Raw genomic sequence first — 15,940 nt, forward strand, 5'->3', positions numbered from 1 at the left:
GGAAATTCCACCACCCTCTACCATACTCTAGTCAGTCAGTTTTGAATGCAGTTCCCAGGTTGAGCCCGGGGATTTCACATCCAACTTAACAAACCACCTACGCGCGCTTTACGCCCAGTAATTCCGATTAACGCTTGCACCCTCTGTATTACCGCGGCTGCTGGCACAGAGTTAGCCGGTGCTTATTCTGTCGGTAACGTCAAAATTGCAGAGTATTAATCTACAACCCTTCCTCCCAACTTAAAGTGCTTTACAATCCGAAGACCTTCTTCACACACGCGGCATGGCTGGATCAGGCTTTCGCCCATTGTCCAATATTCCCCACTGCTGCCTCCCGTAGGAGTCTGGACCGTGTCTCAGTTCCAGTGTGACTGATCATCCTCTCAGACCAGTTACGGATCGTCGCCTTGGTGAGCCATTACCTCACCAACTAGCTAATCCGACCTAGGCTCATCTGATAGCGCAAGGCCCGAAGGTCCCCTGCTTTCTCCCGTAGGACGTATGCGGTATTAGCGTCCGTTTCCGAACGTTATCCCCCACTACCAGGCAGATTCCTAGGCATTACTCACCCGTCCGCCGCTCTCAAGAGAAGCAAGCTTCTCTCTACCGCTCGACTTGCATGTGTTAGGCCTGCCGCCAGCGTTCAATCTGAGCCATGATCAAACTCTTCAGTTCAAACATCTTTGGGTTTTTAAGAAACCCTAAACTTGGCTCAGCAATCGTTGGTTACATCTTTGATTTCTCGCGGAGTAACTTGTGATGCTGATAATCTTGTTGACTATCAGTCTGACTCCACAAGCACCCACACGAATTGCTTGATTCAGTTGTTAAAGAGCGGTTGGTTAAGATCTTTCGTCTCAACCGAGGCGCGCATTCTACAGCAGCCTCATTTGCTGTCAAGTGGTTATTTTCAGAAGTTTTCGAAGATTTCTTCAACAACTTCAACCACTTGCACTTGCGATCTCTCGTAAGCGGGAGGCGAATTCTACAGCGTTACACGCTGCTGTCAACACCTCTTTTTCAACTTCCTTTTGGCCTCAATGAACTGAAGCAACTTGCTGTCGAGAACTGCGTAACTCATTGTTTACCAAGAAGTTTTCCGTTTCGACTGCGCCGGAAGTGGGGCGAATTATAGACAGATATAATTCGCCGTCAACACCTATTTCAGACTTATTCGGATTTGAGCGTAATTCGCGCAAATGCCTTCTTGCCCGCCTGGCAAACGTGAGTGGCGCCCAGCTCGTATATAAAGGTGCGATCAACCACCTCACCATCTATACGCACACCGCCGGCCCCCAAAAGATCACGCGCGACCGCTGAATTCTTCACCAGGCCAGCTTTATTAAGCACAGCGGCAATCGGCATCGCCTCGGCAGCAGTCAGCTCAATCTCGGGCAGATCGTCAGGCAGCTCGCCATCTTTCATGCGATTACCTGCCGCACGGTGAGCGTTGGCCGCAGCCTCCTCACCATGGAAACGCGCAACGATTTCTTCAGCCAGCTTAATCTTCACATCGCGAGGATTAGCGCCCGCCTCGACATCCGCACGCAGCCCATTGATCTCGTCCATCGAGCGGAAGCTCAACAGCTCGAAGTAGCGCCACATCAGCGCATCCGGAATAGATACTAGCTTGCCGTACATCACACCCGGCGCTTCCTGGATACCGACATAGTTACCCAGGGACTTGGACATCTTCTTGACGCCATCCAAGCCCTCCAGCAATGGCATGGTCAGAATGCACTGAGCCTCCTGACCATAGGCGCGCTGCAATTCACGCCCCATCAGCAGGTTGAACTTCTGATCGGTGCCACCCAGCTCGACATCCGCACGCAGCGCCACCGAGTCGTACCCTTGAACCAGCGGGTAAAGGAACTCATGAATGGCGATTGGCTGATTGGTCGAGTAGCGCTTGTCGAAGTCATCGCGCTCGAGCATGCGCGCCACAGTGTACTGGGACGTCAGGCGAATGAAATCTGCCGGCCCCATTTTGTCCATCCAGGTGGAGTTGAACGCCACCTCGGTCTTGGCCGGGTCAAGAATCTTGAATACCTGGGTCTTATAGGTCTCGGCATTATCGAGCACCTGTTCGCGAGTCAGCGGCGGGCGCGTAGCGCTCTTGCCGCTTGGATCACCGATCATCCCGGTGAAGTCACCTATAAGGAAGATGACCTGATGGCCCAACTCCTGGAACTGACGCAGCTTATTAATAAGCACGGTATGACCCAGGTGCAGATCCGGCGCGGTCGGATCAAAGCCAGCCTTGATACGCAGGGGTTGGCCACGCTTGAGCTTTTCGATCAGCTCGGCCTCGACCAACAGTTCTTCCGCACCACGTTTTATCAGCGCTAGCTGCTCTTCAACCGACTTCATAACAGACCCGCAAGGCTCAGATTCAAAAGGGAACCAACCATACAAGATCAGGGACTAATTACAAGTTTTGCCCTGCGCACGGACACCGTTCAGCAAGCCCAGCGTTCGCGAGCTTGCGCCACAGATGATTTGGTTATATTTTATACAGTTATTTCATCTTCATCATGTCATTCATCTTTTCCATTTCATCTTCAAAGTCAAAATTACTTATGACCACTGAACCGTCTAAAGCGCCGCCGCTTTACCCGAAGACCCACCTGCTCGCCGCAAGTGGTATCGCCGCCCTTCTCAGCCTGGCACTGCTGGTATTCCCTTCCAGTGACGTTGAAGCCAAACGAACATCCCTGAGCCTCGATCTGGAAAGCCCAGTTGAACAACTGACACAAGATCAAGACGCTTCCGACGCTCAACAAGCCACAAACACAGCAACTGAGTCACCTTTCGCACAGATCGAAAGCACTCCCGAAGACACCCAGCAAGCCGCCCAGGAAGCACCTGCAGCAGCCGCAGCCAAGAATCCCCAGCATCGCGAAGTCATCGTGGGCAAAGGCGATACACTATCTACCCTGTTCGAAAAGGTTGGGTTGCCTGCCGCCGCTGTAAATGAAGTGCTCGCCAGCGATAAGCAAGCCAAGCAATTCACTCAGCTCAAACGTGGCCAGAAGCTTGAATTTGAGCTGACGCCAGACGGCCAGTTGAACAACCTGCACACCAGCATCAGTGACCTGGAAAGTATCAGCCTGAGCAAAGGCGCCAAAGGCTTCGCATTCAACCGAATCACCACCAAACCCGTCATGCGTTCCGCCTACGTACACGGCGTGATCAACAGCTCCCTGTCGCAATCGGCCGCGCGTGCGGGCCTCTCGCATAGCATGACCATGGACATGGCCAGCGTATTTGGCTACGACATCGACTTCGCTCAGGACATCCGTCAAGGCGACGAATTCGACGTGATCTACGAGCAGAAAGTAGCCAACGGAAAAGTGGTCGGCACTGGCAACATTCTGTCTGCACGCTTCACCAACCGTGGCAAAACCTACACCGCCGTGCGCTACACCAACAAACAGGGCAACAGCAGCTACTACACAGCTGATGGCAACAGCATGCGCAAGGCCTTCATCCGTACCCCCGTTGACTTTGCCCGTATTAGCTCGCGTTTCTCCATGGGCCGCAAGCATCCAATTCTGAACAAAATTCGCGCGCACAAGGGTGTCGACTATGCCGCGCCGCGTGGCACGCCAATCAAAGCGGCAGGCGACGGCAAGGTCTTGTTGGCGGGGCGTCGTGGTGGTTACGGCAATACGGTGATCATCCAGCACGGCAACACGTACCGCACGCTGTACGGCCACATGCAAGGTTTTGCCAAGGGCGTCAAGACTGGCGGCAACGTGAAACAGGGCCAAGTGATCGGTTACATCGGTACCACCGGCCTCTCCACCGGCCCGCACTTGCACTATGAGTTCCAGGTCAACGGCGTACACGTCGACCCACTGGGCCAGAAGCTCCCAATGGCTGACCCGATTGCCAAGGCCGAACGCGCGCGCTTCATGCAGCAGAGCCAGCCGCTGATGGCACGGATGGATCAAGAGCGCTCCACCTTGCTGGCTTCGGCGAAGCGTTAAGGTATGCCGCTCTATATCGGTGTGATGTCCGGGACCAGCCTCGACGGCCTGGATATCGCCCTTATCGAACAAGGCGCGGCGATCAATCTGATCGCCACTCGCTATATCCCAATGCCCGACGCCTTGCGCACAGAACTGCTGAGCCTATGCGCCAGCGGCCCGGATGAAATCGCCCGTTCGGCAATTGCCCAGCAGCAATGGGTGACGCTCGCTGCACAAGGGATCATCGCCTTGCTGGAGCAACAAAACCTCAAGCCTCAGGACATTCGGGCGATTGGTAGTCATGGCCAGACGATTCGCCATGAACCCGCCCGAGGTTTCACCGTTCAGATCGGCAACCCTGCCCTACTCACCGAACTGACAGGCATCACCGTCGTCAGCGACTTCCGCAGCCGCGATGTCGCTGCCGGCGGCCAAGGCGCTCCTTTGGTTCCAGCCTTTCATGAAGCCTTGTTCGGCGAGCAGACGGGCAATCGCGCGGTATTGAATGTAGGCGGGTTCAGCAACCTCAGCCTGATCGAGACGGGCAAGCCTGTCGCCGGTTTCGACTGCGGCCCGGGGAACGTGCTGCTCGATGCCTGGATTCACCTGCAGCGCGGCGAACACTTTGATCGGGACGGGCAATGGGCGGCCAGCGGCAAGGTCCAGCCCCAGCTGCTCAATACGCTGCTCAGCGATCCGTTCTTCATGACCAAAGGCCCGAAAAGCACGGGCCGAGAGGTGTTCAACCTGGCCTGGCTGCAGCAGCACCTTGGCCGTTTGCCCACCTTTGAACCCCAAGACGTACAGGCCGCCCTGCTGGAGCTGACGGCCCTGACCATCGTCGAGTCCCTGCAAAGCGCCCAGACTGACACAACAACCTTGCTGATCTGCGGCGGCGGCGCCCATAACGGGGCACTGATGGGCAGGCTGAGAACGTTGCTGCCTTCCACCCATGTCAGCACTACAGCGGCCTATGGCGTAGACCCTGACTGGGTAGAGGCAATGGCCTTCGCCTGGCTGGCCCATTGCTGCCTTGAAGGCATTGCCGCCAATCGTCCCAGCGTCACTGGCGCACGTGGGCTTCGAGTGCTTGGCGCGATCTACCCCGCCTGAACCCCAGACAGCAAAACGCCGCTTGGCCCATAAAAGCCAAGCGGCGTTTTTGTATCTGCTACCGATCAGATCGAGAACGAAGACCCGCAACCACACGTCGTGGTGGCATTAGGGTTCTTGATCACGAAACGCGAGCCTTCCAGACCTTCCTGATAATCCACCTCGGCACCTGCCAGGTATTGGAAGCTCATCGGATCCACGACTAGGCTTACACCCTCGCGCTCAACGATAGTGTCGTCATCGGCCACATCTTCATCGAAGGTAAAACCGTACTGAAACCCTGAACAACCGCCGCCCGTAACGAATACGCGCAGCTTCAAGCGATCATTACCCTCTTCATCGACCAGGCTCTTCACCTTGTGCGCAGCACCGTGGGTGAATTGCAAAGCCGTGGGGGTGAAGGACTCAACGCTCATGCTGATAATCTCCCGGCGTAGCGCCGCCATATGCGTAATGGCGGGTATTATCCGCTTCTCCTAGAAAAGCGGTCAACTATTGTTACGGTATATCAATCCGCCCAGCGACCATTAAAAATGCAAAAGGCCCGATCAAAGGGCCTTTTGCGCAACGGTGATCCCGCGTTAAGGCAACATCCCCGCGTGGGACAGGCCCAACTTCTCGTCCAGGCCGAACAGGATATTCATGTTCTGCACCGCCTGGCCCGAAGCGCCCTTGACCAAATTGTCGATCACCGACAACACCACCACCAGGTCGCCATCCTGCGGACGATGCACCGCAATACGGCACACATTGGCACCACGCACGCTGCGCGTTTCCGGATGGCTGCCGGCCGGCATCACATCGACGAACGGCTCATTGGCATAACGTTTTTCAAACAACGCCTGCAGGTCTACCGAGCGATCAGTGACAGTCGCATACAGCGTGGAGTGAATCCCGCGGATCATCGGCGTCAGGTGCGGCACGAAGGTCAGACCCACATCCTGGCCGGCAGCGCGGCGCAGGCCCTGGCGAATTTCCGGCAAGTGACGATGACCTTTTACCGCATAGGCTTTCATGCTTTCCGACGTTTCGGAGTATAGAGAACCGACCGCTGCGCCACGGCCCGCACCACTGACGCCCGACTTACAGTCGGCGATCAGCCGCGACGCATCCGCCAGGCCAGCTTCCAGCAGTGGCAGGAAGCCCAATTGCGTCGCCGTCGGATAGCAACCCGGCACCGCAATCAGGCGTGCTTGCTTGATCTGCTCGCGATTGACTTCCGGCAGGCCGTAAACCGCCTCTTCCAACAGCTGCGGCGCACCATGGGGCTGGCCGTACCACTTGGCCCACTCATCGGCGTCTTGCAGGCGGAAGTCTGCCGACAAGTCGATAACCTTGGTACCGGCCGCCAGCAACTCACCGGCCAGAGCATGGGCGACACCGTGAGGCGTGGCGAAGAACACCACGTCGCAGGCACCCAGGGTTTTGGTGTCCGGCACACTGAACGCCAGACCGTCATAGTGGCCTCGCAGGTTCGGGTACATATCGGCCACGGCCAGCCCGGCTTCGGATCGGGAAGTGATGACCACCACCTCAGCTTGCGGATGCTGAGCCAACAGACGCAGCAATTCGACACCGGTGTAACCCGTGCCGCCGACGATACCGACCTTGACCATAAACCTGCCCTCAACGAACCCACTGGAAAGCCGTCGATAATAGGGGCCGTATCGTCCTGCGACAACCGTCAACGTGACGTACGGGCGCATGAGCCACTACTATCTTCGCTACCGTGAACCTGGGAATAACTAAAATGCTCTATCTATGGGTCAAAGCCTTCCATATCGTCAGCATCGTTTGCTGGTTTGCCGGGCTGTTCTACCTGCCGCGCCTGTTTGTCTACCACGCCCAAAGCGAAGACACCGTCAGCAAGGAACGCTTCAGCATCATGGAGCGCAAGTTGTACCGGGGCATCATGGGCCCTGCGATGGTTGCCACACTGGTTTTCGGCATCTGGATGCTGGCCCTCAACCCCGGCATTTTCCAGTCGGGCGCCTGGATCCACGCCAAGTTGACCCTGGTCGTCCTGCTGATTGGCTACCATCACATGTGCGGCGCACAGTTAAAGCGCTTCGCCCGTGGCGAAAACACCCGCAGCCATGTCTTTTATCGCTGGTTCAATGAAGTCCCGGTTCTGATATTGCTGGCTATCGTAATTTTGGTCGTGGTCAAACCGTTCTAACGTCAATTACTCGGGGAACCTCCAATGTCGCTGCCCGCTCTGCTGGAACAACGTCTGCGCCTGCCCGTGGTGGCCGCGCCGATGTTTCTGATCTCTAATCCGCAACTGGTCCTGGCCTGCTGTCGCAACGGGGTAGTTGGGAGTTTCCCGGCGCTCAACCAACGCGAAAGCAGTGGCTTCAAGGCCTGGCTGGAAGAAATCGAAGCGGGCCTGGCTCAGTTGGACAACCCTGCGCCCTATGCCGTGAACCTGATCGTGCACAACAGCAACCCGCGCCTGGAGGCAGACCTGGCGATCTGCGTCGAGCACAAGGTGCCCATCGTCATCACCAGTCTCGGTGCGGTAAAGGAGTTGGTGGACGCGGTTCATAGCTACGGCGGCCTGGTATTTCATGACGTCACTACCCGACGCCATGCCGAGAAAGCCGCTGAAGCGGGTGTTGATGGCCTCATTGCCGTCGCCGCTGGTGCGGGTGGCCACGCTGGCACCTGGAGCCCCTTTTCACTGATTGCCGAAATTCGCCAGTTCTTCGACAAAACCCTACTGCTGGCGGGCTGCCTTAACCATGGGCACGAAATCCTCGCCGCCCAGGTGCTGGGGGCAGACCTGGCATATTTCGGCACGCGCTTTATCGGCACCACCGAAAGCCAGGCACCGGATGCGTATAAGGAGATGCTGCTCACATCGCGCGCCGCCGACATCGTGCACACTCCAGCAGTCTCCGGCGTACCTGCCAGCTTCATGCGCCAGAGCCTGGAAAATGCCGGGTTTGACCTCGCTGCGCTTCAAGGCAAAGGTGAAGTCAACTTCGGTTCCAAGCTCAAGCCATTGAGCGATGAGGCCAAAGCGTGGAAAACTGTATGGTCTGCTGGCCAAGGCGTCGGTGAGATCAATGATGTACCCAGTGTGGATGACCTCGTTGCCCGCCTGGATGCCGAATACCGCAAAGCACGCGAGCACGCCGCGCAACTGCGCTGGCCACGCTGACCCACTGGCAGGCCTGCCGATTGGACAGGCCTGCATACTCTCCCTGATTAAGTGACAAGGATGCCCGCATGAGCGACAGCCGTTTCAAGATTGTGTTTGACGGAGCCTTGCGCCCAGGTGTCGAAAGCACCACCGCCAAGCTGAACCTCGCCGAGTTATTCAAAAGCGATGTTGAAGCGATCGAAAAGCTCTTCACCGGCCGCCCCGTCGCGCTCAAGCGCGACCTGTCCCACCCCGACGCGCAAACTTACCTCACGGCACTGCACAACGCCGGGGTCGACGCTCGCATCGAGGCCGAACAACCTGTGGCATTCAGCCTGGCAGAAACCCACGAAACAAGCTCGTCAACCGCTGACCGCGCCGCCGCCTCACCTTATGCTCCCCCACGCGCTGCCGTTGGCGACGACCTGCCGGAGTTCGCAACCCTCAAGGTCTTCACCATCCACGGGCGCATCGGGCGCCTGCGCTACCTGGCCTGGACGCTGGCACTGACCGTCGCGATGTTGGTGGCAGCGGGCATCATCAGTACGGTGGGCTTCGCGGTGGCGACAGCCTCGCCAACCATCGCCATCATTATTGGCTCACTGCTGGGTTTCGCGCTGTTTGTGGCACTGGTAGTGGTGAGCGTGCAAATCGGCGTGCAGCGCCTGCATGACCTGGGCTGGTCTGGCTGGCTTTACCTGCTCAACCTGGTTCCGCTGGTTAACAGTGTTTTCCCGCTGCTGTTGCTGGTATTGCCAGGCAACACGGGCGCCAACCAATACGGCGCGCCACCACCACGCAACTCCACTGCGGTGAAAATCCTGGCCTCGCTGTGGCTGGCGTTCATTCCCTTGATGCTCATCATCGTCGTCACCCTGGGCATGAACGGCTACCTGGACCAGCTTGAAGCCAACATGGACAGCAGCTACGAAAGCAGCTCCATCACCTCCGATGCAGACGCCGATCAAAGCGCTATCGTTGACGAAGCCGCAGCGCAAAGTGCTGACGATGCAGCCGAACCTGTAGACTCTCCAGAACAGTGAAGAAACGCCGGCCGCCTGTGACGCACTGTCATGGGCCGGCGGCGTTGCGATGGAGAAAGGCATGACCCGTTACGCTCTGATCACCGGCGCCTCCAGTGGCATCGGCCTGGCATTGGCCGAAGCCTTGGCACGGCGTGGCCGTAGCTTGATCCTGGTGGCCCGCCAGCGTGATCAGTTGGAAAGCATTGCATTGGAATTGACCCAACGCTTCGGCGTCGAGGTACTGTTTCGCGCCTGTGATTTGGGCGAGCCGCTGCGCTTGTCCGGCTTTTTGCTGGAGCTCGAAGAGGGTGAGCGACAGATCGACCTGCTGGTCAACTGCGCCGGCATCGGCACCAGCGGGCCGTTCCTGGCCCAGGACTGGATGACCGAGCAGGACCTCATCGAAGTCAACATCCTGGCCTTGACCCGCATGTGCCACGCACTGGGCAATGCCATGGCCCTGCATGGCGGCGGGCAAATCCTCAATGTGGCTTCGGTCGCGGCCTTCCAGCCTGGGCCGTGGATGAGCAGCTACTACGCCAGCAAAGCCTACGTGCTGCACTTCTCCGAAGGGTTGCGCGAGGAATTGAAGACCTGCGGCATCAAGGTTTCAGTGCTGTGCCCTGGCCCTACGCGCACCGCATTCTTCGGCACCGCGCAGATGGATACGGCGAAACTCGACCGCAGCCAGCAACTGATGAGCCCGGAAGAAGTCGCGCTCTACACCGTGCGGGCGCTGGAAAAGAACAAGGCCATCATCATTCCCGGGCGCCGCAATCGTTGGCTGACGTTCAGCCCACGCCTGAGCCCCCGCTGGCTGACCCGCAAAATTGCCGGTGCCATCAACAAGGCCTATTGCCCGCGCTGACGGCCTACGTACACTTACCTCACTTTTCACGATGGAGATACAGCTGTGGATACTCTGTTCACCAAGATCATCAACAGGGAAATACCGGCGAAGATCATCTATGAAGATGACCAAGTCCTGGCTTTTCACGATATCGCCCCCCAGGCACCAGTGCATTTCCTGGTTATCCCGAAAAAACCCATTCGTACCCTCAACGACCTGACCGAGGACGATAAGGCGCTGGCCGGCCATATCCTGTTCACCGCCCAACGCCTGGCCGTGGAACAAGGCTGCGAAAAAGGCTTTCGTGTGGTGATGAATTGCAATGAAGACGGCGGGCAAACCGTTTACCACATCCATATGCACGTGCTGGGTCAGCGCCAGATGAACTGGCCACCGGGCTGAGTGCACAAGGGCAAATTGACTCAGCACAAACGCTGGACGCTCTCTTGCGGTAAACTGGCCGCCGAGATTCTTCCCGGAGGTCAGCATGACTACCCAACGTCACTACTCGCCAATTGACCGTCTGTTGCTGCAAGCCGACATGGCCATGCGCACCCTGCTGCCGTTCAGTGGCCAGCCCTACCGCCCATCGCCCGCCATCGTGCAGCCGGATGTACAGTTGAGCGAGACCGACACCCGTCACGTCGCAGGCCTGATGCGCATCAACCATACCGGCGAAGTCTGTGCCCAGGCGCTGTACCAGGGCCAGGCGCTGACCGCCAAGTTGCCACAGGTACGCACGGCGATGGAGCATGCGGCCGAGGAAGAGATCGACCATCTGGCCTGGTGCGAACAACGCATCCGCCAGTTGGGCAGCCATCCCAGCGTGCTCAACCCACTGTTTTATGGCTTGTCGTTTGGTATCGGCGCGGCTGCCGGGCTGATCAGTGACAAAGTCAGCCTGGGGTTTGTGGCCGCGACAGAACATCAGGTGTGCAAGCACCTGGATGAACACCTGGAGCAACTGCCGGCCGAAGACGAAAAGTCACGGGCCATTCTTGAGCAGATGCGCATTGACGAAGAGCACCATGCAGAAAGCGCGCTGGACGCGGGCGGCTTCCGCTTTCCAGCCCCGGTACGGTTCGGCATGAGCCTGTTGGCCAAGGTCATGACCAAAAGCACTTATCGAATCTGAACCGAAAAAAAGGGCGCCCGAAGCGCCCTTTCTTTTGCCTGCTGCAATCAACCCAGCTCGATGATTTCGTAGTCGTGGGTAATGACCACGCCCGCGGCCCCCAGCATGATCGATGCTGAGCAGTACTTCTCTGCCGACAGCTCGATGGCACGCTTGACCTGGGCTTCTTTCAGCGCCCGGCCCTTGACCACGAAATGCATATGGATCTTGGTAAAAACCTTGGGGTCTTCAGTGGCGCGTTCAGCTTCCAGGAAGGCTTCGCAGCTTTCTACGGCCTGGCGGGACTTCTTCAAGATGCTGACCACGTCAAAATTGCTGCAACCACCCACACCCAGCAGCAACATTTCCATGGGGCGTACACCCAGGTTACGACCGCCGGCTTCCGGCGGACCGTCCATGACCACCACATGGCCGCTGCCCGACTCACCGAGGAACATGGCTTCGCCCGCCCATTGGATGCGTGCCTTCATCGCCCAGACTCCACTGCTAAAAAAGGGTCGCCAGCTTAGCACAGGGCCTTGAAACAACAGCGCTCTGCATAAATTCGATAAATGACAGCGTTTGCCGCTAAATTGGCTAATCGCGACAGAAGGTGTCTGGTAAGCTGGCGCCAAATGAATGGCGCATTGCCATGACTTGTACAGCGTATATCAATGAGATGCCGCTGGATAAAAACAACGCCAACTACACCGCGCAGTCTTTTCGGGATACAACCATGGTTGCTCTTACTCCCACACCCAAGATCAAGAACCTCGACAAGCTGTTGCTGCATTGCCAGCGCCGACGTCATCCGGCCAAGCACAACATCATCTGCGCCGGCGAGCGCTCAGAAACCCTGTTTTTCATCATCAAGGGCTCAGTCACCATCCTGATCGAGGATGAGGATGGCCGTGAGATGATCATTGCCTATCTCAACGCCGGAGACTTCTTCGGGGAGCTGGGTTTGTTTGAACAAGCAGGCAAAGAGCAGGAACGCAGTGCTTGGGTACGAGCCAAAGTTGAGTGCGAAGTGGCCGAAATCAGCTATGCAAAATTTCGCGAATTGGCCCAGCATGATCCGGACATCTTGTACGCCCTGAGCGGTCAGATCGCCCAGCGCCTGCGCGACACCACCCGCAAAGTCGGCGACCTGGCGTTCTTTGATGTCACCGGCCGCGTCGCTCGCTGCCTGTTGGACCTATGCAAGCAACCCGATGCCATGACCCATCCCGACGGCATGCAGATCAAAGTCACGCGCCAGGAGATCGGACGTATTGTCGGGTGTTCACGAGAAATGGTCGGCCGCGTGCTCAAGGACTTGGAAGAACGCAACTTGGTGCACGTCAAAGGCAAGACGATGGTGGTGTTCGGTACCCGTTAAACCGGCAGGAAGCCAGCCAGCATCTGACGGTACAACGTGTCGAGCCGACGGATCGCATCCGGCGCCGTAAACGCTTCGTGCAGTGCGATATGGCTATCGGCGCGAACCCGCTGCTCCAAACCGCAGGCTTGATTGAAGCGGTTGACCGCCGCAATCAATTGCTCACGATCATTCTCCAGCAACATCGCCCCGTGCACCAACCCGACCGGGCGGCCACCGCTTTGTCGCCAACGCTGGGCAGTGCCCACCATTTTGCGGCCATTGAGGTTGACGTTGTAACGGCCGTCGCAAAAGGCACCGTCAATTTCGCCGACGGACGCATCGCCACCCAACTCGATCAACAGATCACAAATCGGTTGGCACAAGCGCTGATAGCCGGTTTCGATGCGCCCCTGGTCGCTTTCACTGCGCGGTGGGGCATAGACCAGGGCGATATTGACCGTGGCGCCGGACTGCGGCACCGGCTCACCACCGGTTTCACGCAGCAATACCGGCCAACCCGCATCGGCCGAAACCTGGCTCGCCACCGCGAATGCCGGCAGCCGGCTCAAACGGCGCGGCATGACCAGTGCTTGGTCACTGGGCTGCCAGAACAGCAATCCGAATGCCTGCTCACCCGCGCAAACGGCTGCCAATAGGTCTTGCTCGGCGGCAAGGCCTGCTTCGACAGTCATGATCACGGGCTGGAGCATCGAACACCTACCTACCTGAATAAACACAAAACCAATGTGGGAGCTGGCTTGCCTGCGATAGCGGTGTGTCAGCTACACAGAGGTTGGCTGACCCGCCGCTATCGCAGGCAAGCCAGCTCCTACAGTTCCGAGCGTATTTCAAATCAGTCTAGTGTCGAACCGCTGATCGTCGTACCGCGCTCCGGGAAGAACAAGCGCTGCAGCTCCGCCCCCGGGTTCTCTGCGCGCATAAACGTCTCGCCCACCAGGAACGAGTACACGCCACTGATTTCCATCAGTTCCACATCGGCGCGGTTGACGATGCCACTCTCGGTAATCACCAGACGATCGCGCGGGATACGCGGCAGCAGGTCGAGGGTGGTTTCCAGGCTGACGTCGAAGGTATGCAGGTTACGGTTGTTGACGCCCACCAGCGGAGTATCGAGGGTCTTCAATGCGCGCTCCAGTTCGTCGCCGTCGTGTACTTCGACCAGCACGTCCAGGCCGACGCTTTTGGCCACGGCCGCCAGCTCGGCCATCTTCACGTCATCCAATGCGGAGACAATCAGCAACACGCAGTCGGCACCCAAGGCTCGGGCTTCAACGATCTGGTACGGGTCCACCATGAAATCCTTGCGGATCACCGGCAACTTGCACGCGGCGCGCGCCTGTTGCAGAAACAGGTCTGAACCTTGGAAGTAGTCGATATCCGTCAGTACGGACAGGCAAGTCGCCCCACCCTTCTCATAACTGGCGGCGATCTCGGCGGGTACAAAGTTCTCGCGAATCACCCCCTTGCTCGGCGAGGCTTTCTTGACCTCGGCGATCACGGCCGGCTGCTTGAGCTTGGCCTGGGCGATCAAGGCATTGGCAAAGCCGCGTGGCGCATCGGCGCTTTTCGCCTGGGCTTCCAACTCGGCCAGGCCCACGCGGGCGCGGCGCTCGGCCACTTCTTCAGCCTTGCGGGCCAGGATCTTTTCCAGAACGGTTGGCACACTCATCCTTCATTCTCCATCTTGAATACGGCGGTGAATGCTCCCAGCTCTTCGAGCTTCTCACGAGCCAGGCCGGTGTGCAGCGCATCGTGGGCCAAGGCGACACCTTCCTTGAGACTATAGGCATGGTCGGCGGCGTAAAGTGCTGCGCCAGCGTTGAGCACAATCATTTCCGCAGCTTTCTGACCGTTTTCGGTCTTGCGACGCCCCAGAGCATCACGAATCAACTCCAACGAAGCCGCCGGGCTTTCCACCGCCAGGCCGTGCAAGCTCTGGCTTTTCATACCCAGGTCTTCAGGTTCGACCCAATATTCGGTGACCTCGTCGTTCTTCAGCTCCGCCACGAAGGTCGGCGCCGCCAGGCTGAATTCGTCGAGGCCATCCTTGGAGTGCACCACCAGCACGTGCTTGCTGCCCAAGCGTTGTAATACTTCGGCCAGCGGCCGGCACAGCGCCTGGCTGAACACGCCCACCACCTGATGCTTCACACCGGCCGGATTCGTAAGCGGGCCGAGCATGTTGAACAGGGTACGCAGGCCAAGGTCCTTGCGCGGGCCGGCAGCGTGCTTCATCGCGCCGTGATGGGACTGAGCAAACATGAAGCCAATGCCAACGCTGTCGATGCAGCGCGCTACTTGCACCGGCGTGAGGTTCAGGTAAATACCGGCAGCTTCCAGCAAGTCGGCACTGCCGCTCTTGCCAGACACCGCGCGGTTCCCGTGCTTGGCGACGGTGCAACCAGCGGCGGCCACCACGAAGGATGAGGCGGTCGACACGTTGAAAATATTCGCACCGTCACCGCCGGTGCCCACTACATCGACGACGCCGTCGAGGGTCTTGAGTTCGACCTTGTCCGCCAGCTCACGCATCACCGACACCGCACCGACGATTTCGTCGATGCTTTCGCTCTTCATGCGCATCGCCATCATAAAAGCGCCGATCTGAGCATCGGTGCATTGACCGGTCATGATCTCGCGCATCACATCGCTCATTTCCGCGGTGCTCAGGTCCAGATGGCCGACGATACGGCTCAGGGCAGTCTTGATATCCATGAAAAGTCCTTAGCGCGTGCCGCCGCTCTGCTTGAGAAAGTTGGCGAACAGCTCGTAGCCCTGCTCGGTCAGGATTGATTCAGGGTGAAATTGCACCCCTTCGACGTTCAGTGTCTTGTGGCGCAGGCCCATGATCTCGTCGACCGAGCCGTCTTCCAATTGGGTCCAGGCGGTCAGTTCCAGGCATTCGGGCAAGGTTTCACGCTTGACCACCAGAGAGTGGTAACGGGTCACGGTCACCGGCAGGTTCAAGCCATTGAATACACCCAAATCCCGATGGAACACCGGGCTGGTCTTGCCGTGCATGACCTCGCGCGCGCGCACCACATCACCGCCAAACGCCTGGCCGATGGACTGATGGCCCAGGCAGACGCCCAGGATCGGCAGCTTGCCGGCGAAATACTGGATAGCTTCCAGAGAGATGCCCGCCTCGGTCGGCGTGCACGGGCCAGGCGAAACCACGATGCGCTCGGGGTTCAGCGCAGCGATTTCAGCAACGGTAAGTTCATCGTTGCGCACCACCTTGACCTCGGCACCCAGTTCGCCCAGGTACTGCACAACGTTGTAGGTAAAGGAGTCGTAGTTATCAATCATCAGCAACATGTGGGTTCAAACCT

At 58.2% G+C, this 15,940-nt stretch carries 17 protein-coding genes and 1 rRNA gene (1 of these 18 running past the window's edge); 9 read left to right on the forward strand and 9 right to left on the reverse strand.

The features are described from left to right. A 16S ribosomal RNA gene (locus tag MHH62_RS21550) occupies positions 1-675 on the reverse strand; it reaches 862 nt to the left of the window's first position. A 495-nt stretch (positions 676-1,170) separates the two neighbouring features. Beyond that, positions 1,171-2,370 (reverse strand): tyrosine--tRNA ligase, encoded by a 1,200-nt coding sequence (tyrS, locus tag MHH62_RS21555; protein WP_038451711.1) that lies wholly within the window; start codon positions 2,368-2,370, stop codon positions 1,171-1,173. 209 nt (positions 2,371-2,579) lie between these two features. Between tyrS and MHH62_RS21560 the strand changes: the two genes are divergently transcribed. Together MHH62_RS21560 and MHH62_RS21565 are read left to right on the forward strand one after the other, a co-directional pair. Beyond that, complete coding sequence (locus MHH62_RS21560) at positions 2,580-3,992, forward strand: peptidoglycan DD-metalloendopeptidase family protein (protein ID WP_014720159.1); 1,413 nt, start codon at positions 2,580-2,582, stop codon at positions 3,990-3,992. A gap of 3 nt (positions 3,993-3,995) precedes the next feature. Continuing rightward, a complete protein-coding gene (locus MHH62_RS21565) occupies positions 3,996-5,087 on the forward strand; it encodes an anhydro-N-acetylmuramic acid kinase (RefSeq protein WP_339231863.1) in 1,092 nt (363 codons plus the stop codon). 65 nt (positions 5,088-5,152) lie between these two features. On the opposite strand, the gene erpA is transcribed toward MHH62_RS21565, so the two are convergent. Beyond that, positions 5,153-5,503, reverse strand: a complete 351-nt coding sequence (gene erpA, locus MHH62_RS21570; RefSeq protein WP_003176443.1) for an iron-sulfur cluster insertion protein ErpA — start codon at positions 5,501-5,503, stop codon at positions 5,153-5,155. Between the two features lie 165 nt (positions 5,504-5,668). Further along, positions 5,669-6,703 carry an N-acetyl-gamma-glutamyl-phosphate reductase gene (gene argC, locus MHH62_RS21575; protein ID WP_014720162.1) on the reverse strand — a complete coding sequence of 345 codons (1,035 nt, stop codon included), beginning with the start codon at positions 6,701-6,703 and terminating at the stop codon, positions 5,669-5,671. Positions 6,704-6,837: 134 nt separating this feature from the next. On the opposite strand from argC, the gene hemJ reads away from it, so the two are divergent. The 6 genes from hemJ (at position 6,838) to coq7 (ending at position 11,245) form a co-directional block, all read left to right on the forward strand. After that, on the forward strand, positions 6,838-7,266 hold the full coding sequence (hemJ, locus tag MHH62_RS21580) for a protoporphyrinogen oxidase HemJ (protein ID WP_103452374.1): 429 nt from the start codon (positions 6,838-6,840) through the stop codon (positions 7,264-7,266). Positions 7,267-7,290: 24 nt separating this feature from the next. Beyond that, the gene (locus MHH62_RS21585) at positions 7,291-8,253 is read left to right on the forward strand and encodes a nitronate monooxygenase family protein (protein WP_014720163.1); all 963 of its coding nucleotides are present in this window, start codon (positions 7,291-7,293) and stop codon (positions 8,251-8,253) included. Between the two features lie 68 nt (positions 8,254-8,321). Continuing rightward, positions 8,322-9,278, forward strand: coding sequence for a DUF805 domain-containing protein (locus MHH62_RS21590; protein ID WP_032903899.1), 957 nt, complete (start codon positions 8,322-8,324; stop codon positions 9,276-9,278). Positions 9,279-9,339: 61 nt separating this feature from the next. Further along, a complete protein-coding gene (locus MHH62_RS21595) occupies positions 9,340-10,128 on the forward strand; it encodes an SDR family oxidoreductase (RefSeq protein WP_003194680.1) in 789 nt (262 codons plus the stop codon). A 45-nt stretch (positions 10,129-10,173) separates the two neighbouring features. Then, the gene (locus MHH62_RS21600) at positions 10,174-10,512 is read left to right on the forward strand and encodes a histidine triad nucleotide-binding protein (protein ID WP_003194682.1); all 339 of its coding nucleotides are present in this window, start codon (positions 10,174-10,176) and stop codon (positions 10,510-10,512) included. A gap of 85 nt (positions 10,513-10,597) precedes the next feature. Then, positions 10,598-11,245 (forward strand): 2-polyprenyl-3-methyl-6-methoxy-1,4-benzoquinone monooxygenase, encoded by a 648-nt coding sequence (gene coq7, locus MHH62_RS21605; protein WP_003194684.1) that lies wholly within the window; start codon positions 10,598-10,600, stop codon positions 11,243-11,245. 47 nt (positions 11,246-11,292) lie between these two features. On the opposite strand, the gene MHH62_RS21610 is transcribed toward coq7, so the two are convergent. Continuing rightward, positions 11,293-11,715: an OsmC family protein gene (locus tag MHH62_RS21610; RefSeq protein ID WP_003194686.1), complete on the reverse strand. Its 423-nt coding sequence runs from the start codon at positions 11,713-11,715 to the stop codon at positions 11,293-11,295. Positions 11,716-11,960: 245 nt separating this feature from the next. Here MHH62_RS21610 and crp point away from each other — a divergent pair, with 245 nt between their 5' ends. Beyond that, positions 11,961-12,605 carry a cAMP-activated global transcriptional regulator CRP gene (gene crp / locus MHH62_RS21615; RefSeq protein WP_014720166.1) on the forward strand — a complete coding sequence of 215 codons (645 nt, stop codon included), beginning with the start codon at positions 11,961-11,963 and terminating at the stop codon, positions 12,603-12,605. Here the strand turns inward: crp and MHH62_RS21620 are convergent. The 4 genes from MHH62_RS21620 to MHH62_RS21635 form a co-directional block, all read right to left on the reverse strand. Next, complete coding sequence (locus MHH62_RS21620) at positions 12,602-13,297, reverse strand: lipoate--protein ligase family protein (protein ID WP_014720167.1); 696 nt, start codon at positions 13,295-13,297, stop codon at positions 12,602-12,604. The two genes, crp and MHH62_RS21620, sit on opposite strands and share 4 nt — an antisense overlap. Positions 13,298-13,440: 143 nt before the next feature. Then, the gene (trpC, locus tag MHH62_RS21625) at positions 13,441-14,277 is read right to left on the reverse strand and encodes an indole-3-glycerol phosphate synthase TrpC (protein WP_014720168.1); all 837 of its coding nucleotides are present in this window, start codon (positions 14,275-14,277) and stop codon (positions 13,441-13,443) included. Next, positions 14,274-15,323, reverse strand: coding sequence for an anthranilate phosphoribosyltransferase (trpD, locus tag MHH62_RS21630; protein WP_003194694.1), 1,050 nt, complete (start codon positions 15,321-15,323; stop codon positions 14,274-14,276). Before trpD ends, trpC begins: the two co-directional genes overlap by 4 nt. A 9-nt stretch (positions 15,324-15,332) precedes the next feature. Next, positions 15,333-15,926: an aminodeoxychorismate/anthranilate synthase component II gene (locus MHH62_RS21635; protein ID WP_339231867.1), complete on the reverse strand. Its 594-nt coding sequence runs from the start codon at positions 15,924-15,926 to the stop codon at positions 15,333-15,335. Positions 15,927-15,940 lie beyond the last annotated feature (14 nt).

It is taken from the genome of Pseudomonas sp. FSL L8-0168 (genome assembly GCF_037976155.1).
Taxonomy (GTDB): Bacteria; Pseudomonadota; Gammaproteobacteria; order Pseudomonadales; family Pseudomonadaceae; genus Aquipseudomonas; species Aquipseudomonas paracarnis.